This window comes from Nocardia sp. NPDC057455 (assembly GCF_042802775.1).
Classification (GTDB): domain Bacteria; phylum Actinomycetota; class Actinomycetes; order Mycobacteriales; family Mycobacteriaceae; genus Nocardia.
In genome coordinates this window covers 82,111-102,948 of the sequence record NZ_JBHVDM010000009.1, presented here as the reverse complement: position 1 = coordinate 102,948, position 20,838 = coordinate 82,111, and the positions used below count along the sequence as shown (strand labels likewise).

The 20,838-nt window shown below is 66.6% G+C and carries 17 protein-coding genes; 6 read left to right on the top strand and 11 right to left on the bottom strand.

Annotated features, from left to right (window positions below; genetic code table 11):
- Positions 1 to 130: 130 nt before the first annotated feature.
- The 4 genes from ACFU5M_RS05830 to ACFU5M_RS05815 all read right to left on the bottom strand — a co-directional run bounded on the left by ACFU5M_RS05830 (position 131) and on the right by ACFU5M_RS05815 (position 4,166).
- Entirely contained in the window at positions 131 to 553 is a 423-nt protein-coding gene (locus tag ACFU5M_RS05830) for a hypothetical protein (RefSeq protein ID WP_379044350.1), read from the bottom strand.
- 754 nt (positions 554 to 1,307) lie between these two features.
- Positions 1,308 to 1,958: a sigma-70 family RNA polymerase sigma factor gene (locus ACFU5M_RS05825; RefSeq protein WP_379044347.1), complete on the bottom strand. Its 651-nt coding sequence runs from the start codon at positions 1,956 to 1,958 to the stop codon at positions 1,308 to 1,310.
- Positions 1,959 to 2,433: 475 nt separating this feature from the next.
- On the bottom strand, positions 2,434 to 3,243 hold the full coding sequence (locus ACFU5M_RS05820) for an ABC transporter permease (RefSeq protein ID WP_379044344.1): 810 nt from the start codon (positions 3,241 to 3,243) through the stop codon (positions 2,434 to 2,436).
- Positions 3,240 to 4,166: an ATP-binding cassette domain-containing protein gene (locus ACFU5M_RS05815; RefSeq protein WP_379044341.1), complete on the bottom strand. Its 927-nt coding sequence runs from the start codon at positions 4,164 to 4,166 to the stop codon at positions 3,240 to 3,242. Before ACFU5M_RS05815 ends, ACFU5M_RS05820 begins: the two co-directional genes overlap by 4 nt.
- A 925-nt stretch (positions 4,167 to 5,091) precedes the next feature.
- Here ACFU5M_RS05815 and ACFU5M_RS05810 point away from each other — a divergent pair.
- Complete coding sequence (locus ACFU5M_RS05810) at positions 5,092 to 6,468, top strand: DEAD/DEAH box helicase (protein WP_379044338.1); 1,377 nt, start codon at positions 5,092 to 5,094, stop codon at positions 6,466 to 6,468.
- 363 nt (positions 6,469 to 6,831) lie between these two features.
- Here the strand turns inward: ACFU5M_RS05810 and ACFU5M_RS05805 are convergent, their stop codons facing one another.
- Positions 6,832 to 7,095 carry an SDR family NAD(P)-dependent oxidoreductase gene (locus ACFU5M_RS05805; protein WP_379044335.1) on the bottom strand — a complete coding sequence of 88 codons (264 nt, stop codon included), beginning with the start codon at positions 7,093 to 7,095 and terminating at the stop codon, positions 6,832 to 6,834.
- Positions 7,096 to 7,359: 264 nt separating this feature from the next.
- On the opposite strand from ACFU5M_RS05805, the gene ACFU5M_RS05800 reads away from it, so the two are divergent.
- Genes ACFU5M_RS05800 through ACFU5M_RS05785 form a run of 4 tightly spaced genes read left to right on the top strand, consistent with a single transcriptional unit; the run spans position 7,360 to position 12,387 of the window.
- Positions 7,360 to 7,761, top strand: coding sequence for a hypothetical protein (locus tag ACFU5M_RS05800; RefSeq protein WP_379044332.1), 402 nt, complete (start codon positions 7,360 to 7,362; stop codon positions 7,759 to 7,761).
- 38 nt (positions 7,762 to 7,799) lie between these two features.
- Complete coding sequence (locus ACFU5M_RS05795) at positions 7,800 to 10,370, top strand: tetratricopeptide repeat protein (RefSeq protein ID WP_379044328.1); 2,571 nt, start codon at positions 7,800 to 7,802, stop codon at positions 10,368 to 10,370.
- Complete coding sequence (locus tag ACFU5M_RS05790) at positions 10,352 to 11,599, top strand: glycosyltransferase (RefSeq protein ID WP_379044325.1); 1,248 nt, start codon at positions 10,352 to 10,354, stop codon at positions 11,597 to 11,599. The genes ACFU5M_RS05795 and ACFU5M_RS05790 overlap by 19 nt, the downstream gene beginning before the upstream one ends.
- Complete coding sequence (locus ACFU5M_RS05785; RefSeq protein ID WP_379044322.1) at positions 11,599 to 12,387, top strand: class I SAM-dependent methyltransferase; 789 nt, start codon at positions 11,599 to 11,601, stop codon at positions 12,385 to 12,387. The genes ACFU5M_RS05790 and ACFU5M_RS05785 overlap by 1 nt, the downstream gene beginning before the upstream one ends.
- 494 nt (positions 12,388 to 12,881) lie before the next feature.
- On the opposite strand, the gene ACFU5M_RS05780 is transcribed toward ACFU5M_RS05785, so the two are convergent.
- The gene (locus ACFU5M_RS05780) at positions 12,882 to 13,343 is read right to left on the bottom strand and encodes a hypothetical protein (RefSeq protein WP_228826160.1); all 462 of its coding nucleotides are present in this window, start codon (positions 13,341 to 13,343) and stop codon (positions 12,882 to 12,884) included.
- A gap of 187 nt (positions 13,344 to 13,530) precedes the next feature.
- Here ACFU5M_RS05780 and ACFU5M_RS05775 point away from each other — a divergent pair, with 187 nt between their 5' ends.
- The gene (locus ACFU5M_RS05775) at positions 13,531 to 14,409 is read left to right on the top strand and encodes a LysR family transcriptional regulator (protein ID WP_195099640.1); all 879 of its coding nucleotides are present in this window, start codon (positions 13,531 to 13,533) and stop codon (positions 14,407 to 14,409) included.
- Between the two features lie 367 nt (positions 14,410 to 14,776).
- On the opposite strand, the gene ACFU5M_RS05770 is transcribed toward ACFU5M_RS05775, so the two are convergent.
- From ACFU5M_RS05770 to hsaA, 5 genes are read right to left on the bottom strand one after another with little or no spacing between them, the layout of a single operon-like run.
- Entirely contained in the window at positions 14,777 to 15,754 is a 978-nt protein-coding gene (locus ACFU5M_RS05770) for a fused (3R)-hydroxyacyl-ACP dehydratase subunits HadA/HadB (protein ID WP_379044316.1), read from the bottom strand.
- 16 nt (positions 15,755 to 15,770) lie between these two features.
- Positions 15,771 to 16,892 carry a class I SAM-dependent methyltransferase gene (locus ACFU5M_RS05765; protein ID WP_379044312.1) on the bottom strand — a complete coding sequence of 374 codons (1,122 nt, stop codon included), beginning with the start codon at positions 16,890 to 16,892 and terminating at the stop codon, positions 15,771 to 15,773.
- A complete protein-coding gene (locus ACFU5M_RS05760; RefSeq protein WP_379044309.1) occupies positions 16,889 to 18,280 on the bottom strand; it encodes an FAD-binding oxidoreductase in 1,392 nt (463 codons plus the stop codon). The genes ACFU5M_RS05765 and ACFU5M_RS05760 overlap by 4 nt, the downstream gene beginning before the upstream one ends.
- Positions 18,277 to 19,620 (bottom strand): class I SAM-dependent methyltransferase, encoded by a 1,344-nt coding sequence (locus ACFU5M_RS05755; protein ID WP_379044306.1) that lies wholly within the window; start codon positions 19,618 to 19,620, stop codon positions 18,277 to 18,279. Before ACFU5M_RS05755 ends, ACFU5M_RS05760 begins: the two co-directional genes overlap by 4 nt.
- Positions 19,617 to 20,822: a 3-hydroxy-9,10-secoandrosta-1,3,5(10)-triene-9,17-dione monooxygenase oxygenase subunit gene (hsaA, locus tag ACFU5M_RS05750; RefSeq protein ID WP_379044303.1), complete on the bottom strand. Its 1,206-nt coding sequence runs from the start codon at positions 20,820 to 20,822 to the stop codon at positions 19,617 to 19,619. Before hsaA ends, ACFU5M_RS05755 begins: the two co-directional genes overlap by 4 nt.
- Positions 20,823 to 20,838: the final 16 nt, after the last annotated feature.

Genomic DNA, 20,838 nt, shown 5'->3' with positions numbered 1-20,838 from the left:
TACGCGGATACTCGATGCCACAAACGGTCACACCCGAATATCGTTGCACCGCAATGTCTACGATTGTCCTCGAGGCGGTGAAGCGCGAAGCCGAGCAATCGTGCAGCGCGGGCGTCGCCCACCGGTAGGTCTATCCGGGGATGACGTACTGCACCTGGACCGAATCCGGCGAGTGGAAGAATTCTTTTGTGGTGACGGTCAATTCGACGTGACCCGGCCCGGAGGGGATCGTGGCGGAGTTGTACCACGAGCCGACCAGTTTGATGGTGGTGTTTCCGCGCGCACCGGTGTCGATGTTGTGCCAGGAGACGTAGGCGGTGGTCGCGCAGGTGCCGATGCCCTCGAAGGCGCTGGTGAGGTGGAGTCCCTGGGAGGAGTCCTGGTCAACGTTTCCGCGAATCGTCCCGTAGCACAGGCCCGCTTCCGTCGCCGTGGTGTAGAGGACCGGAAGGTTCACCGCCTCGGCCGAGGCGGTACCGGCGAAGACGAACGCCGGAGCACAGGCCACTACGGCGGCAGCGGCGGTCGTGGCCAATTTTGCGACTGAGCGCATGAATTTCCCCTCTGAGTTTGCACAGTGATCGGCATGCCCGGGTGCCGGGCCCTCGCCGCTGGATGTTTCGAGAACACCGGCGGCTTCACGTCTTATCCGTCATCACCTCATGGCCGTTACGCCGCGGAGCGACGACAATGCCCGAGCCCTCAGCATCCTGATGGCCGCCTACGACGCCGTCATCAGCTGACACAGCCATCGGCAACAACAGTCCCCGGACCGGCGCTCATCCCCGCCATCGCTGCCGTGCTGCTCATCCCCGCGGTCAAGGTCTGGCGTCACCAGTGACCCGCCCGCCACGGCCGCCCCACGTTGGCGAACAAGTTTCACACCACGACCGCTCGGGGTGCTGTCGAATTCGGTGAACAACCCACGTCAGAATTCGCGGACCGACTCAATGCGTCCTTTCCTGTTCTTCTCCGTCTGTCCTGGTGCCTGTCCCCATGGAATCGAGGAGTCACCATGACCAACCCGAATGAGTTCGAGTCCCCGGCGACACATCAAGCCGACGCACCACCGCAAACTGCGGTGCCGACGTGTTGCAGCACCGAACAACAGACCACGTGCTGCGCTCTCAGCGAGAAGGCGACGTGTTGCGGTCCGGCGGTGACGGCCGACGGCGGGTGCGGCTGTCAGTAGCCCTCGCCCGGCACGGTGCGGTGCGAGCCTCGAGCGGCTCGCACCGCACCTGTGTCCGGTCGTGGCGTGGTGATGTGCCGGTGACCGGTCGCCGTTGCCGAGCCGGTGTGCCGGTCTACTGGTCGGAGGGTGGTGTGGCTCCACAGGCGCAGGCTCCGCCGCCGCATGTCCCGCTGCGGGGTTGGTAGTCGTGCACGTGGCCGGTGCGGTCCTGGCTGATCTGACAGCAGGCGTGCAATTGGGCTTGGAGGGCGGCGCGGCCACGTTGGACACGGGACTTCATCCCGGACACCGAGATACCCGCCTCAACGGCAGCAGCGGTGTGCGTGCGGGCGTCGAGGTCGACCATCCGCACCGCGGCCGCCTGCTCGGCGGGCAGCCGGGCAAGCATCGGCGCCAGGCAGGAGGCGAGTTCTTTCTCCGCCGCCGCGTCGGTGTCGAGTTCATTCTCGCCCGTAAGGGGTTTGTCCGGGATGGCGTCGACAGGGAGTTCGCGGCGATGGGGCGCGGACCGGTAGTAGTCGGTGATCGCGTTGCGGGTGATGGCATACATCCAGCCCAGCAGCCGGTCCTGCTCGCGCAGATTGTCCAAACTTTTCGCCATTCGCAGGAACACGATCGACAGGATGTCCTCGGCGTCTTGCGGGCGGGAGACCCGGCGGGCGATGAAGGCCCGCAGATCGCTGGAGAAGCGGCGCCAGAGTTGATCGAGATCACCGGGTTGCGGCTGTGGTGTGGTCGCGGTGGTGGCCGTTGGCTGGCTCATGATCGTGGTTCCTCTCCGTCTCCAGCATCCTCGCCTGCTGGCGCGGTGGCGAGCCTTTGATTCGTCATCGCACGTACTGACGGTGATGAACCCGATCGGACGCACCCGTGCGTCCCGATCCCGAGTGTCACGTCTGTATGGGTGTCGAAGTCGATATCGGAATCTCCGATTCGACCGACCGATAAGCGCGGTGAGGAGGTGAGAGCGATGCTCACGACACATCTGTTGTCGGATCTGACCGACGAAGAGGTCGATCTGATCGTGGCCGAGGAACTGCATCTGCTCGACGCCACCACATGAGCGCCATCGACGTCTGCACCGGGCGTATCCGCTGAAACAGCACACCTCACGCGCCCCTGCCTCCTTCGCCGGGTAGGGGCCATCAGCGTGCTCGGTTCCAGGCAGACAGCGCACACGCGAAACCCGCCTCGTCTTATCCCCGACGGGGGAAGAGGCGAGGCGGGTGCGTCGTCGTTCAGCGAGCGTGGGCCGACCGAAGCAGGCGGGTGAGCACGGGGATTGTGGTGACCGCGGCCCACAGTCCGATCGCCGCGACCAGGGCGGTGGCGGTGTCGGCGGCGGTGTCGGTGCCGAGCACGTGCCCGCGTAGCGCGTCGGTGGCGTGTGCGACCGGATTCACCGTCGCCATAGCCTGCATCCAGCCGGGCATGGTCTGGATCGGTGCGAACGCACTCGAGACGAACATCAGCGGCATCATCACCATCATTCCGGCGAACTGCACAACGTCCGGGCGGCGCAGCCGATCCCCGATCAGGCCGAACAGGGCGCTCATCGCCCCCGCCAGCACCACCAGAATTAGGACCGCGGACACGGCATCGACGCCGTTGCCGTGGAAGTCGAAACCCAGTAGCACGGCGGCGATCCCGAGCAGCGCAGCTCGCGCGAGGGTGAATACGGCCTCGTTGATGGTGCGAGCCATCCCGGGCAACGTCGCCCGCATCGGCAGGGCCGCGAAGCGGTCGTGCAGGCCGTTGGTGTGATCGATCGCGGCGGAGACTCCGGCGTTGGTGCCGGCCATCACCGTGGAGACCGCGAGCATGGCCGGGGTGAGGAAGTCGATGTAGCCGACCCCGGCCGGGAAGCCGGGTCCGGCGGCGACGCTGCGGAACACTTGGCTGAACAGTACGAGCATCGCCATCGGCATGGTCAGCGAGAACATCAGCAGCTGTGGCACGCGGGCGCTGGTGCGCAGGTTCCGGACGGTCAGGGCGGCGAGCTGGTCGACGATCGGGGAACTGCCGATCGCGGTCGTGGTGGTGGTCATCGGTGGGCTCCTGTGGTGTGGGCGAGGTGGGTGAAGACGTCGTCGAGGCTCGGGGAGGTCACATCCAGGTCTGTGACGTCGATGCCACCGTGGTGCAGGTCGGCGACCAGCGCGGTCGCGGTGCGGGCGTCGTCGACGGTGACCGACACCCGCACCCGGGTGCCGTCGACCCGGTCGACTTCCGGGGTGAACGGCAGAGCCTCGATCTGGCGGGTGGGGACGGTGGCATGCAGCACCTTGCCGCCGACGATCCGTTTCAGCTCGGCGGGCGTGCCACGGGCGGCGACCCGGCCACGGCTCAAGACCACGATGTGGTCGGCGAGCCGGTCGGCTTCCTCGAGGTACTGGGTGGTCAGCACCACTGTGGTGCCCGCGGTGGTGAGTTCCTCGACGACCTCCCACAGTCCGGCACGGGCCAAGGGGTCCAGACCGGTGGTCGGCTCGTCGAGGAACAGCACCGACGGGTCGGCGACGAGGCTGGCGGCCAGATCGACTCGACGGCGGGAGCCGCCCGAGAGTTCCCCGACCCGCCGGGTGGCGTACTCCCCCAGCCCGAGCCGGTCGATCAGCACGTCGGCTCGTGTGCGGGCGGCGCGGCGCAGCCCGGCCAAGCGGCCGATCAGCTCGAGATTTTCCCGGGCGGTGAGGAACTCGTCGAGTCCGGCGTATTGACCGGTCACCCCGATCCGGCGGCGAACCTCGGTGGCGTCGGCGATCACGTCGAGGCCACCGATCTGCACGCGGCCGACGGTGGGCCGCACCAAGGTGGTGAGAGCGCGGATCAGGGTGGTCTTGCCCGCACCGTTGTGGCCCAGCACCCCCAGCGTCGCCCCAGCAGCAACCTCCAGGTCGACACCGTCGAGCGCCCAGGTTTTGCCGTAGGCGACATGCAGATCCTCGACCACAACGGCCGGGGCGGTCATCGCACACCCCGGACGCGGTCAGCGAGGTCGTTGAACAGGTGATTGGTCATCGAAAGGTTCCTCTCGGAAGAAGGTGTGCTCACACCCGGATAGATGCGAGTCCGCTTCCTCAGACGGACCAGCCGTGAGACGGACGCACCGGCCGACAGTCGCGGCTCAGCGGTCAGGCCGATTACACGGTGCGCGCGGGCGTGACCTCGTCGCCCCGGACGGCACGCCGTCGTACACCTGGTCCACGAGATACCGCAGACAGCGGCCACCGCGCATCGGAGTCTCGGGTGCGGTGTTCACTGATCGCCGCCGGCCTACTGCTCCCGCTCGGAGTGCGGCTGTGTGCCCGGACCGCGAGCCGCGAACGCGTCCCACGTCCTCGCCCCGCCGGGCGGCTCATCACCGTTACCGCCGCTCGCGGTCGGGTCGTCGGCGGGAGCTACGGCATCGGCGGTGGGTCGCTACTCGGCTCTCACTGATCAGCGGGGGCACTGAGCCAGGCTGTCTCGATCCGCTGAGCACTACGACAGCGCTATCGCGTGCGGGCCCGGCCTGCGATGCGGAGCTCGACCGCCACCGGGACGGCAGCGAGGTCGGGCGCCGTACGCAGCTGGGCGACGGGCGTCCGAGGGTCCGCTTTCGCAGGGGCGGGCGAGCACGAGCCTGGGGGCCCAGCCCTGGCCAGAGGCGAGAAACATCACCCGATGAGTACGAACCGTCCATCACAGGCTATTGTTGATCAAGTGCGTGACCTGTCACGCCAAAGCGTCGTAAATCGCATTCGCTGCGCAACCAGCGCTTGCCGCATCCGCTCTTCTTACGGCGATCGATTTTGCCCATCGGCAATCTCGCCATTTCGTGCCCCCGGCGCGGACCCGGAAGGTCCGCAGACGGCTCGGGCACCACCTGATGCCCGAAAGGCACCGCAACACCTATGAGTTCTGCTGACATCTCTTTTGCCGCGCTCGGCGTGAGCGCACCGCTGGTGAAGGCGTTGAGTCGCGCCGGGATCACCGAACCCTTCCCGATCCAGACCGACACCCTGCCCGATTCGCTGGCCGGACGAAACATACTGGGCCGTGGCCGGACCGGCAGCGGCAAAACGCTCGCCTTCGCCATCCCGATGGTCAACCGTCTCGGCGGCGGTCTCGCCGGTCGGCGCGCACCGAGCCGCCCGACCGGCCTGGTGCTGGCGCCGACTCGGGAATTGGCCACCCAGATCACGGCCGCGCTGGAACCCCTCGCCGCGGCCTATCGCATGACCGTCACCACGATTTTCGGTGGGGTCCCGCAGAACCGGCAGGTCCGGGCGCTGCGCGCCGGTGTCGACATTGTCGTCGCCTGCCCCGGCCGGCTCGAGGATCTGATGAACCAGCGTTTGATCTCCCTGGATGCCGTCGAGGTCACCGTGGTCGACGAGGCCGACCACATGGCCGACCTCGGGTTCCTGCCAGGCGTGACCCGCATTCTCACGGCCACCCCGAATGACGGTCAGCGCCTGCTGTTCTCGGCCACCCTGGATAACGGCGTCAACAAGCTGGTCAGCCGCTTCCTGCCGGATGCCAAGTTGCATTCCGTCGATGAGGCGAACTCCCCGGTCGCCGCCATGACCCATCATGTTTTTGAAACCGCGAGCGTCGAAGCCAAGCGCGAGGTCGTACACCGGCTCGCCTCGGGCTCGGGTCGGCGAATCCTGTTCATGCGCACCAAACATCAGGCTCGCAAACTGGCCAAGCAGCTGACCCTCGCCGGAATTCCGGCCGTCGATCTGCACGGCAACCTCTCACAGGGCGCCCGCGACCGCAACCTCGCGGTCTTCGCCGCCGGTGATGCCCTGGTGCTGGTGGCGACCGATGTGGCCGCGCGCGGCGTGCACGTCGACGGTGTCGAGCTGGTCGTGCACGTCGATCCGCCCGCCGAACACAAGGCGTACCTGCACCGTTCGGGCCGTACCGCGCGGGCCGGCAACTCCGGTGAAGTGATCACCCTGGTGCTGCCCGGCGAACGACGCGACCTGGCCGACCTCATGCGCAAGGCCAAGATCACTGTGACCCCGCAACGTGTCACCGCCGATTCGCCCGTGGTGGCCGAGCTCGTCGGCACGATCGCCCCATTCGTTGCGCCCTCCTACAGCGAGCGGGCGGCACGTGAAGACGACCGCCGCAGCAGCGGACCGTACCGTAGTAATGGCGGACCGCGCAGGGGCAGTGGCGGACCGCGCCAAGGTAGCGGCCGTCGCAACGGCAGTGCGGCGCAAGGGCAGTCGCGCGCCAAGCCGCGCGCTCACTCCACGCGCGGAACGGCCGCATAAGGCCCGTTTTCGGTCGCTCCCCCAAAGCCGTGTGTGTGGTCCAACTCGTGCGGGCCGGCAGGCAGGCGCTGGTGACCGGCACGATGATGGATTGGTGGCCAACACACGAACGAATGATCTCGGCGGGTTTCTGCGCAGCCGCCGAGAACAATCGACTCCGGAAGGAGCGGGCCTCGAACGCGGCCATACCCATCGGCGAGTCCGAGGCTGCGCAGGGAAGAGCTGGCCGAGCTGGCTGGGGGGACATCTCGGCTACGCACTCCTTGATGCGTCCGCATGTGTGGTGTCTGCTGGCGACGGCTGACCAGCCGCGATCACGGGTGGTCGCGATGAGAATGTGCGGGTTCGGGGCCCCGACACCGGTCACGAACCCGCGATATCGGCAGCGGTGACAGCCACGCGATCCACCTGTTGGTCTCCGGCGAACAGTTCGGCGACGTCTTCCTCCCGACCGATGTCGGCTCGTCTGGTCTGGACCCGGCCGCTCCCGGCTTGCTCCAGATCCGCGCGCGCCGTGGCGAGCCGGTCGATGGATCGGCCGACGATGGTCACGCCCTCGGCCACGAGGACACGGGCGAGCGCGAATCCCATCCCGGAACCGCCGCCGATGATCATTGTCTCAGTCATGGATCCACACTGCGCTCTCGCCGAAGGCCGTTTTCTCGGCTGATCATGAGCGGCATCGGCAAGGACCTGTCGAGTGGAGCCTGATGCCGAGGGGCGACCGCACACCCCGTCCGCTCTGGCTGAACCGGGCTGCCGGGCCGAAAACCCCTGAGGGCAACGCTTTCGATGGATATGCTTGTTCGGTGTAGCCCGTGGGGTATGGGGCAGCGGAACTTGTTTCGGACTAAAAGCCATCGAGTGTGCAGATTCGGAGAGGGGTGTCCGATGGACCCCGTAACGCTCATTGCCGCAGCGCTGGCTGCAGGAGCCGCTGCCAGCCTCCAAGAGTCGGCGACGGATGCGGTCCGGAGCCTGTACGCCGGGCTGAAGGCGCAGGTCGCCCGGTTGTTCGCGCGTCGTCCGGGTGGTGAACTGATTCTGACTCGACACGAAGAACAACCCGACGTTTGGCGCGGGCCGTTGGAAACGGAGCTCACAGCCGCCGACGCCGCCAAGGATGTCGAACTCGTTCGTAAGGCTCAAGAATTGATGACGCTGCTCCTCCCCGAGGAGGCCGAGGCCGGAAGATTCCAGATCACTGTCGCAGGCGATGTGCAAGGACTGGTCCAGGGAAATAGCAATCAGGTGTCCATGACGTTCGGTCAGCAGCCTCCGTCTGGAAGCTGAGTTCTATGGCGACTTCGGCTGGGCGGCCCAATCAGGTCGTGGCGGAGACAGTTCAGGGAGTCGTCCAGGGGAACAACAACACAGTCACCCTCGTTTTCGACGACGGTCGACCGACCGTTCCATATCTGGCACCGCCAATGGCGGAGAATTCGCTTGTCGGGCGTGATGGCGATTTCGCGACCCTTCGTGGGCGTTTGCTGTCGGGTGAGAATCTGCCGATTTCCGCGGTGAACGGATTGCCGGGTGTCGGGAAGACCGCCATTGCCATCGCGCTGGCGCACGATCCGCTGGTGCTCGGCAGATTTTCCGATGGCGTCCTCTGGTACGGATTGGGGCGCGAACCGGACCTGCGCGCGGCGCTGGCAGCCTGGTCGTCAGCACTGGGGTTGGCACAGCAGGCCGGCGAGCAGGTGGCGCTGACCAGCCGCGCCGCCCAGATTCGAGATGCGATCGGACTCCGGCGCATGCTCATCGTGATCGATGACGCGTGGCATATCGGGGACGCGCTCACGCTGCGCATCGGCGGACCGAACTGCGCGCATCTGCTGACGACTCGGATTCCAGAGGTTGCGCTCCGATTCGGTGACGGCGAACTTTGCACACTGAGCGAGCTGAGCGATACCGATTCAAGAGAGATGCTACGTCGGCTGGCCCCGATCGCAGTCGCCACCGAACCCGCCGCAGTAGGCGATTTGATCCGGCTTTCCGGGGGATTGCCGCTCGCGCTGTCTCTGATCGGTAGGCAGTTGAGGGTGGCCGAGCACACCAGACAGCCACGGCGAATCCGAACCGCGGTTCGCCGACTGAGCCAGGATCACGGCGATCTGCTGCGGCTGACTGCGCCGATCGGCATCCTGAACCGGCATCCCGGTCTGGGCGAAGGCACACCACTGTCGCTGCAGTCGATCATCCAACTCAGCGTCGACGCTCTCACCGAACCGGCTCGGTGCTTGCTGGGCGATCTCGGTGTCTTCCCGCCGAAGCCGGTCAGCATCGGTGAGGATGCGGTGATCGCAGTCGGCGGTACGACGGAGGCGGAGTTGGATGAGCTTACCGACTCGGGCCTACTGGAGCCTGTCGGTCCTGGGAGATACACACTGCACCAAACGATCAGCGATTACGCACGGGCGGCTCTGACACCACATCCCGAGGTGAATATTCGGATGATCAACTACTTCGTCGAGTACGTCGAATCCCATCGGGAAGATTTCGAGGATCTGGAACGCGAGCTGCCCGTGATTCTCGAGGCGTTCCGCACGGCCAGTGAGCAGCGGGAGAATGATCTGGTCAAGCGCGGCGTCCTGGCGCTGTTCAACTTCTTGGACGCACGCGGGCTGTACACGCTCGCTGGTGAGCAGCTCGAGCGAGTACTGCCCACATTCGACCAGCTGGGGCCCGACGACGTGCAACTCGTGTACTACCTCGGTCGCGTGCACGACAAACGCGGCGATCTCGCCGAGTCGAACCGGTATCTCACGCAGGCGATGCGGCTGGCGCGGCCCCGGAGTCAACTGTCGATCGACATCCGAATCGGTCTGGGCTGGGTGACCGCCATGCAGGGTCGGATCCCGGAAGCGATCGATCACTTCGAGCAGGCGAAGATCACTGCGGGGCAAATCGATTCAGTACGGTCCGAGGCACTGGCGCTGCATGGTCTTGGCTGGTCGCTGGGTGTGAGTGGTCGGCTCGAGACATCACTGGCGACCCTGAACCGCGGCGTTGAAGTCGCGCGCTCGGTGGGCGAGCCGGCGGTCGCAGCGGACTTGCTGCAGGTGCGCGGCTGGATGCAGGTCACGGCCGAAGATGTGGGGGCGGCCGAGGAAAGCTTTCGCGAATGCCTGGCACTCGCTCGGGCCGAAGGTCGTGCCGACCGGATGATCGACGGTTTACAGGGACTCGCGGTAGTGGCGCGTCGGCGGTGCCGATACGGTGAATCGATCGAGTTCTGCCGTGAGGCGATCGTGCTCGCCGAGCGCACAGGCCACCGGGAGCGAATGTCGATTGCGGCGAATCTCGGCCATGCGCTGCGCGACGCCGGACAGACCGATGAGGCCGAGCAGCAGTTCCGGTATGGACTCGAACTCGCGCACCGTTTCGGTCACGAGGAGAAGATGAGTCGATGCCTCGGCGCTTTGGCCGACATCGAGATCGATGCGGAAAGGCCGGAGGCTGCCGAGCACCTGGAACAAGCGGAGAACATCGCACGGAAGGGCGCGATGTCGGAGCCCCTGCTCGACGCCTTGGAATACCGCGCTCGCATGTACCGGCTGGCCGGACGGTTCCCGGAGGCATTGGCTTCTCTGCAGGAGGGACGGGAGCGGGCAGCACGGGAACCGGGCGGGATTCACACGGCGCTGATGGAACTCGAGTTCGGCGAGGTCTTTCTGTCGACGGGCGATGTCACGGACGCTCAAACCGCATTCGAGCAGGCCAGGCGCATCGCGGAGCAGCGTGAACGCCGCGATCTGCTGGGGCTCGCCCTGTTTGGACTCGCACGGGCCGCAACCGGCGAACAGGGACGCCGCTTCGGGGAGGAGGCGCAGATGATTCTGGGCGAAATCGGACACCGCAGGGCTGCGAGCGTGGCGGAATGGCTGACGGCGCGATGAAGGAAGTCCTTCGGATAACTGTCGTCACCAGCCACCTGCCCCATGTGGCGACCAGCGGCGGACGACGCCGCGAACTGGAGTTGATGGAGCGTATAGCTGACCAGCATCACGTCGAAATGATCTGTGTGACAAAGACATTTGATGAGGATCGCCAGTTGGTGAGGCGCCTACGCTCTCGATGTCACGGAATAAGATTGGTGCCGACTGATATTCAAGCCCCCGAAGTTCCGCCGATCGACGGCGATGCACGACCATGGCACGTTGCGCGTCACGCGTCGGCATTCGCACCAGCGGAGATAGCACGTGGTCTGCGTCGGCACCGGCCCGACGTCGTCCACGTCGAAGGCTACTACCTCATGCAGCATCTGCCCGGCGGTTGGCCCGGACCGATCCTGCTCGGGACTCAGAATGTCGAGCATGCGCTCTTACGACAGCGAGCAGAGTTGACGATCGACCGCATGTGTCGACAGCTGTTGCTGGAGCAGGTGCTTCGAACCAGGTCTTTCGAGCGGGAGGCGTGGCGGCGCGCCGAATCCGTTGTCGCTGTCAGTCCGGAGGATCGATTGCGAATGCTGACCGACGAGGCAAACCTCGAAGTCCACGTGGTGGGCAATGGCGCCGATCACGAGCCGACGCTACCGCGAGGGGTGGGCACTGAAGGCGTGCCGGTGAGCACGACCGGACCGCCTCTGATCGCCTACGTCGCCAATTTCGACTACTGGCCCAGCCGTGACGGAGCGGAATGGTTTCTCGACGAGATTCTGCCGCGGTTGCATTCGGGAACAACGGATTTCGACGTCGCGTTCGTCGGGAATATGAGCTCGCGGACATTGGCTGATCGCGCTCGTGCCGCCGGTGTGCGAGTAGTCGGGCTCGTGCCGAGTCTCGACGCGCTCTACCGCTCGGCTCATGTCGTGGTCTGCCCGATCCGGGTAGGCGGTGGCGTGAAAGTCAAAGTGCTCGAGGCGCTTCGAGCAGGCGCGACAATCATCACCACGAGTGTGGGCGCTGAGGGTCTCGCCTCGGCACAGCGAGAAGTTCTGAATATAGCCGATGATCCGGCGGATTTCGCCGACGCGGCCAAAGCCCTGGTGTCGGTGCCGCGGCAGCGGCGTGGTAGCGGTGGGCCGCTCCCGACTTGGGGCGCGGCCGCACAGGAGTTGGAGCGTTGTTATCGGGTGATGATCGACCGTGCGGGCGCGTCTCGTACGAGCACGAGCAGGTCGTAATGCTGGCCCGACGTGCGCTGCCGGACAGCTACCGCAAATGGAATCTCCAGTGGGGCGCGCCCTTCGGTTTCGGCAGCGAACGGCTGCGATTCGACCGCGTTGTATCGCGCGCTGACGCTCTGTCCGCAGGCTGTTTCGCAGCACAGCGCAACAGTACGACCCGATCCGTGGAGTATCCGTGGGCATTTCACGCCCGGCTGGTGCAACCAGGGCTGAACGTAGTGGAGGTCGGCGGCGCGTTATCCGGTTTCCAATTCGTCCTCGCACGGTGCGGCGCTTCCGTTCTCAATGTCGACCCGTTTCTGCCGTTCGGTGCGCCGGAAACTCCGATAGCGGATCCCGTTGCGGCACATCGGCAAATGAACCAGTGGTTCGGCACCCAAGTGGGCCTGCACGTTGGAACACTCCGGGACGCCCGCATCGCGGCGGACTCGGTTGACCTGGTCTACTGCCTGTCGACCATAGAACATCTGACCCTCGATGAAATCGTTGCGGTTCTCACCGAAGTACGTCGTATTCTGCGGCCTGGTGGGGCATTCGTGGTGTCTGTGGATCTGTTTCTGAACCTCGAGCCGTTCACTCTCAGGTGCCGCAATGAATGGGGAACGAACGTGTCGGTGCGGTGGCTTGTCGAGCAATCCGGTCTGACACTCTGCCACGGCGTACCCGCCGAGTTGGTCGGGTTCGAAGATTTCGACGCACAGGCGGTGTTGTCGAACCTGGAGCGATATGCCATCAACAACAGCTACCCGCAGTTGGCGCAGATGTTCGTGCTGAACAGGATCTGATCTCTCATCCGCCGGCCGCTAAAGTCAGGAACAAGCATGTGGCGAGGTCGGCGTATTCGGGGGTCACGAGCGTCGGGAGCGCGTAGCGAGGGTTCCGAATTCCCGGGGTGACATTTCCATTGAGCACTCCTCATTTCGGTCGAATGCTGCCCGCCCCGTCGCCCCTGCCCCGTTGCCCATAACAGCATGACGAACGGGGAGATCATGTGAGCGGGTGTCCTCGACGTTCGTAGTGGCCGAGGCGGGCTTGATGCTGGCGGCGTCGCCGCCCGCGCGACCACGACCAGATATGGGTGGCAGCTTGGGCCGGGGTGAGTACGAGCGCTGTCAACAGGCGGCGGGTCTCCGTGGCGTTCGACCGCAATTAGGCCGGAGGCAACGGTATTCACTGTGATCTTTAGGGGCTGGTTCGCGGGTCCAGCTGCGGATGAGGCCGCTCTGGGCGTTGCGGCGAAGCGGTGGGAGGGCCGCGACGTCGCGCAACCGTCCACGAATCAACGGATGATCTCGGCACGTGCTCGTTCGTTCGGGGTGCCGATGTCCCAGAAGCGGACCGTGCCTCGCGCTTCGCGGTACACGCCCGTCCCGCCCGTGATGGCCATGTCGAGCGGACTCGCGCCTCTCACCCAGAGGGACCGCATGGTTACCGAGCCTTGCGCGAGTTCCATGGTGATCGAGCACTGCATGGTGATGTTCTCGCCATCGACATGAAGGGTCTGGCACGAGCCGCCCCCGCGTCCGACTGTGCGTCCGTCCTGTATCGCGTTGCCGGAGTATACGTCCATGTCGCCCACGCTCACCCCCGGCTGGCCGAGATCGAGACTGGCGTACTGATCGTTCTCGACCCCGAGTTCGAGGACCTCGACCTGATCATCCGCCCGGGCTTCGGTCTCGCTTGTGTTCGCGCCGCAGCCGCCGACCGCGACGGCGATGAGCGGCGCGGCGACGAACGTCATGAACGCGGCCTTGGTGCGAATGTTGTTGTGCATGAAACTCCTCGAATCCGAGTGGGCGGACCATCCGCCCACGTCTCGACTGCGCTGCCCGTTCCGGGCGGGTCGGGCATGTCCACAGCTTCACCGATTGCGTTCTATGCTGTCCAAGACCAGAATTCGCAAGTATTCATAACGCTCAGGCTATGAAATGGATCTGTTGCAGCTCCGCTACTTCCAGGCGGTGGCCCGCCGCGAGCACCTCAGTCAGGTGGCCGCCGAGCTTCGCATCGCGCAGCCCTCGCTCAGCCGCGCGATTGCCCGCCTGGAGGACGAACTCGGTGTGCCGCTGTTCGATCGGGTGGGGCGCGGGCTGCGACTCAACCGATTCGGCGCCGCGTTTCTCCGCCGCGTCGACCGGGCGCTGCGCGAACTCGACGACGCCCGCCGCGAACTCGGCGATGCCACCGGCTTCGACCACGGCAGCATCGCAATCGCCGCGGAAACCCTGCTCACGGTGACCGGGATGGTCACCGAGTTCCGCGCCGAACGCCCGGGCGTCGATATCCGACTCCACCAGTCCGATGCCGCGACCATGGCGAGACAACTGCACACAGGCGAGGTCGACCTCTGTATCGCTTCCCAGCCGCTGTCGGGACCGAACTTGCGGACGCGAGAACTGTTGCGGGAGGAAGCACTGCTCGGGGTACCGCCGGGACATCGGCTCGCCGGACGGGAATGCGTGCGACCCGAAGAACTCGCGGGCGAACCGTTCGTCACCACCCGCCCCGGCTACTGGCCACGCGAGCTGACCGATCAGATGTTCGCGGCGGCCGGACTGCGCCCGGTGTACGTCTGCGAGAGCGATGAGCCCGGAGCTACCGGCTACTTGATCAGCGCGGGCCTCGGCGTTGGGCTGGTGCCTGCGTATTCACTGAGCACCAGCGCTTATCTTCCGGGCTCCTGGATGCGCCTGGACGTACCGGACTGCTACCGCGTCCTGACCCTCGTGTGGCGCGCGGACACCTATTTCTCCGCCGCGGCACAGCGGCTGACCGACTTCGCAAGTGAATACTTCCGCCGCATGTAGCAGTACCTGCCGTGGTTTGTTCACCGACGGCCTACCGGGATCGAATCCAGCCGCCTCTCAACATGTGAGCCGGACGGTAGCAGCTCGGACAGGGCCGTTCACTGCGCTATGAGCGACACTGTCCGTGAGTTGAGTCGTTTGTTGTCGCGTTCAGGTGCAGGGCAAGGGGTTTGCGGCTGCAAGCCGTCGATCGGCCACGAACTCGCTGCCGCCAACGTGCTGCCAGTAGGAGTGCAGAGCAGGCACCCCTCGCTGGGGTCAGTGTCGGCTACTACACGCGACTCGAACAGGGGGTCAGCGATAGCGAAGAGTTCTCGGTAGGGTCGGTGCGGGCGCCGGGTACCGCGTGGCCGTCAGATCCAGTTGATCAGCGCGTATCAGCGTGTACGGTCGCCGAGGCGACGCCGAAGATGGAGGTGTCGGCGCTGTGGGCGGTGAGCGATATCGCGGCCCGTCGGGCGGCCGGATCAACGGATCGGACCGCGCCGTCGAATGTGATCTCGACGGGGCGATGGGCGGTGATGAGAACCGGGCTGGCGAACTGTACGTAGTAGTTGATGACGCTGGTCGGGGTGCCGATCCATTGGGTCAAGCAGGCCGCGCCGAGTCCCATCGTCAGCATTCCGTGGGCGGCGACGGCGTCCAGGCCGGCGTGCCGGGCGGCGGCGTCGTGCCAGTGGATGGGGTTGATGTCGCCGGAGACGCCGGCGTAGTGAACGAGTTCGCCCCGGGAGAGTCTGACCGTGCGGGGCGGGAAGCGCTGTCCCGCCGTCAGCTTCGGTACGGCGGTGTGCCGGTCGGGCTGGGTCGCGGGTGGGTCGGCGATCGCCTGTGGAAGCGCAGCAGGTGATGGCGCTGGGAGCCGTTCGAGCAGGTCCAGCATGGCGAGCGCTTCCACAGTCGGCGAGGTGTCGTGGTTGCGGCCGGCGAGAGTAGTATGCACGGTCTGCACCGTGGCACCGGTCTGATCGCGAATGGCCATGGTGACAGCGATCAGGTCGCCGCCCGGCGTGGGGCGGCGGGAGTCCACAGTGATCTCGTGTGTCAGTCTGGCGCCGGCGATTACCGGGCGATGGCAGTGGATGTCCTGTTCTACATGGAGCAGGTGCGCCGGATCGTAGCCGTTGAGTGCGGCGCGCATGAGCGCCCGTTGCGTGAGAGAGCCGACCGCGGAGGCGAAGGTGACCGGGGCGAGCAAACCGGAGTGGCCGAGCTCGCGGGCCGCGCCGTCGTCCCAGTGGGTGGGATGGAAATCCTGTACGGCGCGGGCGAAGTCGCGGATCTTTTCCCGGCCCACCTCGTAATGGTCGGTGGCGTTGTATCGACGGCCAACAGTTGGGTGCATGGCGAGGCTCCTCGGGTCACCGGGATGTCCGGGCGGCGAAGATGCGTTGCCCGTGCGCGGCCAAGGGTTGCTCGGGACCGGGAAGCACCAGCCAGGGTGACAGATCGGCCGCGATGAGTTCGGCTCGCCATTGGGACTCTGTCAAGAAGATGCGGTCGGTCCCCGCACGTACATCGTCGTTGCCGGGCCGGACGCCGCCGGGGCGGGGGGACATCAAGAAGTGCATGGAGGTCAGCAACTGGAAGTGTTCGCGACACGACTCGATGACGACGAGCTGGCCGCCCGGGCGCAGCAGATCGCGCAGCTGTCGCAGCGCCACGCCGCAGTGGTGGGCGTTGTGCAGCACATTCGCGGCCAGGATGATGTCCACCGACTGTGGCGGCGGCAGCTCGGCATTGAGGTCGATCAGGTCGAATCGCAGCCAGGGGTAATGCGAGAAGCGGGTTCGGGCAGCGTCGAGGAAGAACGACGACACATCGGTGAAGTGATATTCGACGGGCATACCGTCGAGCATCGGCAGCAGGTCGGCGGTGGTGCCGCCGACGCCCGCGCCCAGTTCCAGGACGCGCACCGGGTGGCGGTCGATGGCCAGCGCGTCCACCGCGCGGGTGACGATCCCACCGGCGGCGGCGTTCAGGTACCGGTTCACGGGATTGTCTCGGTATGCGGCCTCGGCGGTGAGCAGGTCCCCGTCCGGGAACAGCAGTTCCTGAGCCAGCACCTTGTCCTGTAGCAACTCGAGGGCTTGCCGGTTGGCCGCCGTGAAGAACCGCGCGAGCTGTGCGGAGAACCCGAGATCGGCGCAGACCTGGTCGAGATCGGCGCGGACCGGTACGGCACACTCCCCTAGCCACGAGAATCCGTACTGGTCATCGCATTTCAGCGATCCGTGCGCGGTGAGCAGGCCGAGCCAGCGCCGCAGCAGCCAGCGATGCCGCGGCGCTACCGCGAGCGCGGAGGCGAGATCGTCCTCGGTACGCGCCGCGCCACCGGACAAAGCCGGTCGCAGCGCAGCGGCCATGGCCCGCAACCCGAACAGATCGAGGTCGTCACGCGCGGACAGACACTGCCGCGCGCCGAAATCCGCGACGGCGGCCGAGGCGCGTGCGGCGATATCGAGCGCCTCGTCGGCGGTCATCGCGCACCGTCCAGCGGCGGGATGTTGTGATTGCAGCGGAACAGATTGTCGGGATCATAGGTGGCTTTGAGCCGTTGCAGCCGCGGGTAGGAATCGGGATGGTAGGCGCGGCGCACCCGATCCGCGGACGCGGTGTCATCGAGGATGCCGACATAGGGACCGCCCGCGGAACAACCCTGGAGCGCGGCCACGACCTCGGCGATCCACCGGCGTGCAGGATCCAGGTCGGTTCCGGCGGGCCCGCCGGAGAACATGACGGCATGGTAGGCGGCGTCGTGGTAGCCGAACGCGGTCGCATCCACCGGCACGCGCCGCAGCGCGCCGCCGAGTTGATGGACCGAGATGAGCGAATACGGGGTGGGCATCCGCCCGGCGAGGTCGATGAGTGCGTCGATGGCGTCGTCGTCGAACGCGCGCAGCCATTCGGTGCCGGTGGCGGTGCCGTGGCCTTCGTGAAATGCCTGCTCGGTATTGCGTTGCAGCTGCGGGTATTCCAACGGCCGGATGAGGTCGAGCTCCGGTTCGCCCAGGCGCTTCAGCCTCGCCAGTTCCGTTCGGGCCCGGTCGTCGGGCCCGAAGTAGGCGACGGTGATCGCCGCCATCGGCGGCCCCTCGGGGGCGGTGGGGGGCCAGTGCAGCAGGGTGGCACGCAAGGCCAACTCGTCCGGGGACTCGGCACAGAGCTCACGGAACTCGCGGAAGACTCTGCGCCCCTCCTCGAGCCGGAACAGCAGTGTGCCCGCGTGCAAAGAGCCGATGGGATGCAACTCGAACTCCAGGGCCACGACGATGCCGAAATTGCCGCCGCCGCCGCGCAGTGCCCACAGCAGGTAGGGGTGATGGTCAGAGGTGGCGTGTATCAGCCGGCCGTCGGCCAGCACAACCTGCGCGGAACGCACACTGTCGCAGGTGAAACCAGCCATCCGCTGCAACCAGCCGCTGCCGCCGCACAGTGTGGACCCGATCACGCCGACGGTCGACACGTCCGCTCCGGTCACGGCCAGACCGTGCCGGTGACAGGCAAGGTCGAATTCGGCCCAGGTGACGCCCGCTCCGACGGTGGCGCGGCGGGCGACCGGGTCGATGGTGATCGTCCGCAGTCCCGACAGATCGAGAAGCAGAGAGCCGTCGGCCGCCGCGTGCCGCGCGACTTCGTGTCCGCCGCCGCGCACCGACACGGCCAGCCGGTGCCGCCGCGCCGTCGTGACGGCGGCCCGCACATCGGGGATCCGGGCGCACTGCACGACGGCCGCCGGACGCTGGTCGACAGCCGTATTCCAGCGCCGCCGTGCCCGGTCGTAGCCCGGGTCGCCCGGTGCCAGGACGGCGCCCCGGCAAGCCGTTCGCAGGTCGGCGAGGTAGTCGGTGGTCGGTCGTGTGGTGGTCATACGGCGGCGAACTCCTCGGAGACGACGATGGGAGGGGGTGCCGTGGCGGACAGCAGTTCGAGGTAGTCGGTCAGAACCTCCGGCATCCGGCGGCGCAGGTAGCGGGTGAACGGGTCGTTGCAGGTGGCATGCGGTGGGTCGGCGCGTACGGCCTCCAGGCCCGTCTGATGTTCGGGGCGGCCGACCGCGAGGAACCGGCCATCTGCCGAGTCGAGCAGGACCGCGCACTCCGGCGGCAGTGCGGCCGCGAGCACAGCGGGCGTGACGGCATCCGTGGTGTCCCGATCGAACAGCGCGTTCGGGATGCCGGCGACCACGGTCGCGTCCCGGCGTACCGTCTCGGCGAGCGCGGCAATCCGGTCGGTGGTGCCGCGAGCGGGCAGATCACGCCACGCGACGATGCTGCTCGGGCCGGGTGCGGGCGCGTCGACGGTCAGCACCACGTCGTAGCGGTAGCGGGTCAGCTCGGTGTCTGCCCGCATCGGCTTGGCGTAGCAGGCGACCCGCACCGAGCGGGGATGCCGCCGCGCGATATGGGCGAAAACCCGGGGATCACACAGGAGCTCTTCGTCGGTCTCCAGCCGAGCGGCCGCCCGTCTCGCCAGATCGTCGGTGTCCAGCCCCGGCATGCGTGCCTGTTCCAACCAGAAAGCGAAATTCTGCGCGTTGGCGAGGTTGCGGATGTCTCCGACGACGACGGTGCCGCCGGGGGCGACCATGTCGAGTGCGTCATCGAGTACGGCGGTGAGATAGCGCTCGTCCGGGAAGCACTGCGTCACGCTGTTGAGCACCACGCAGTCCGGTCGCCCGGTCGGCTCGAGGGCGTGCAGCGCCGTCGTTACCTGGTCGCCGGCGAGTTCGTGTGCGGCGGCCCGCAGTACCGCCACTCTCGGAAGCCGGCGTGCGCGCAACCTTTCCACTACGGGTTCGGCCGGATCGAGCCCGAGGTAGCCACGTGTCGACGAGCGCAGGCGATGGACGAGAAGACCACTGCCGCAACCGACTTCGAGAACGGTTTCGGGACGGCCGCGCCGCACGAGGCCGACAGCGTGGTCGATCCACTCCAGCATGTGCTCGCGGGGGAACGCCGCACCGGTATCGGAGGCACGCCAACCGGACAGGTCGAGATCATCGCCGTGGCGCAATTCGTCCGACGAGTACACGTACTCGTACACGTGTCGCCAGTGCTCGAGATATTCGGTGAGCAGTTCCCCGGGAACGGGCCGCACCGTGACGGCCGCGGCGGCGGGCCGTACGACGATGACGTCGCGGTGCCCGTCCCGTCGTGCCGAGTCCACCCACGGGTGCCGGTCGAGCATGGAGACCAGCTGATCGGTCACGGGTTGCGCGCCTCCGATACCGCGACGAGTTCGGCCGCGGCGAACATCCGGTACACGCGTTCCGGGTCGTTGGCCGCGTGCGCTCGTCCGCCGTGCACATCACGCCAGAAACGCTGAACTGCACTGTCCGGCCGCAAGGCACGACCGCCGGAGTTCTCGAACAGCCGGTCCATGGCGGCCACGGCGCGCTCGGTGCCGCGGACCTGGTCGCGACGCAGCCGCAACCGGTCGCGCGGTCCGATGGGTTTTCCGGCCTCCGCCAGCACGTACAGTTCGTCGATATTGTGTGTGAGCTGCCGCCACGCGGCATCGATCTCGGTGGCGGCCACGGCGATCCGCTCCAATGTGGCCGGATCGTGGCGGAACACGTCGCCGGTGTAGCCGGTGTCTTTGCGGGCGTCGCCGGGAAGGGCGGCGCGCACGCGGTCGCGTTGCTGTTCGAGGTGTGCGCGGTAGCCGCCGCGCGCCATGCCGACGATGGCCGCGGTAATGGCGCTGGTGTGCAGGCAGCCGAACGGAATTCGGTACAGCGCGCCATCGTTGACCTGCTGCCCTGGTGTGCGGCAGGCGGTCACCGCGTCGGCGCCGAGCACCCGGTGCGCGGGCACGAACACATCCTCGACATGAATATCGTTGCTTCCGGTGCCGCGCAGGCCGATCGCCTGCCACACGTCGGTGACGGTGTAGTCGTCGGCGGGCACCAGGAAGGTGCACGAATCGACCGGTTCGCCGTCGACGACGACCTTCGCGCCCAGTAGTGCCCAGCGGGCGTGGTCGCAGCCGGAGGCGAATCCCCAGGCGCCGCTGAGCCGATAGCCACCATCGACGGGAACGGCGGTGCCGGTCATGGCGTACGAGGAGCAGATGAAGGTGTCGGTGTCGGTACCCCACACTTCGTCCTGGGCGTGGCTGTCGAACAGTGCGACATTCCAGGGTGATACGCCGAGCACGGAGGCGACCCATCCGGTGGAGCCGCACGCCGAGGCCAGTTCGGCCACCGCCGTGTAGAAGACGACGGGGTGCGCCTCGTATCCACCGTAGCGCCGCGGGCGCAGCAGGCCGAAGAACCCCGTGGCGGTGAGTTCGGTGAGAGACTCCACCGGGATCCGCCGAGCCAGTTCGGTGTCCGGGGCACGTTTGCTCAGCGTCGGCAGCAGTTCACCGACCGCGGCGAGTACCGCGGTGGTGGCGTCGTCGGTCATTGCGTTGTCCTTCATA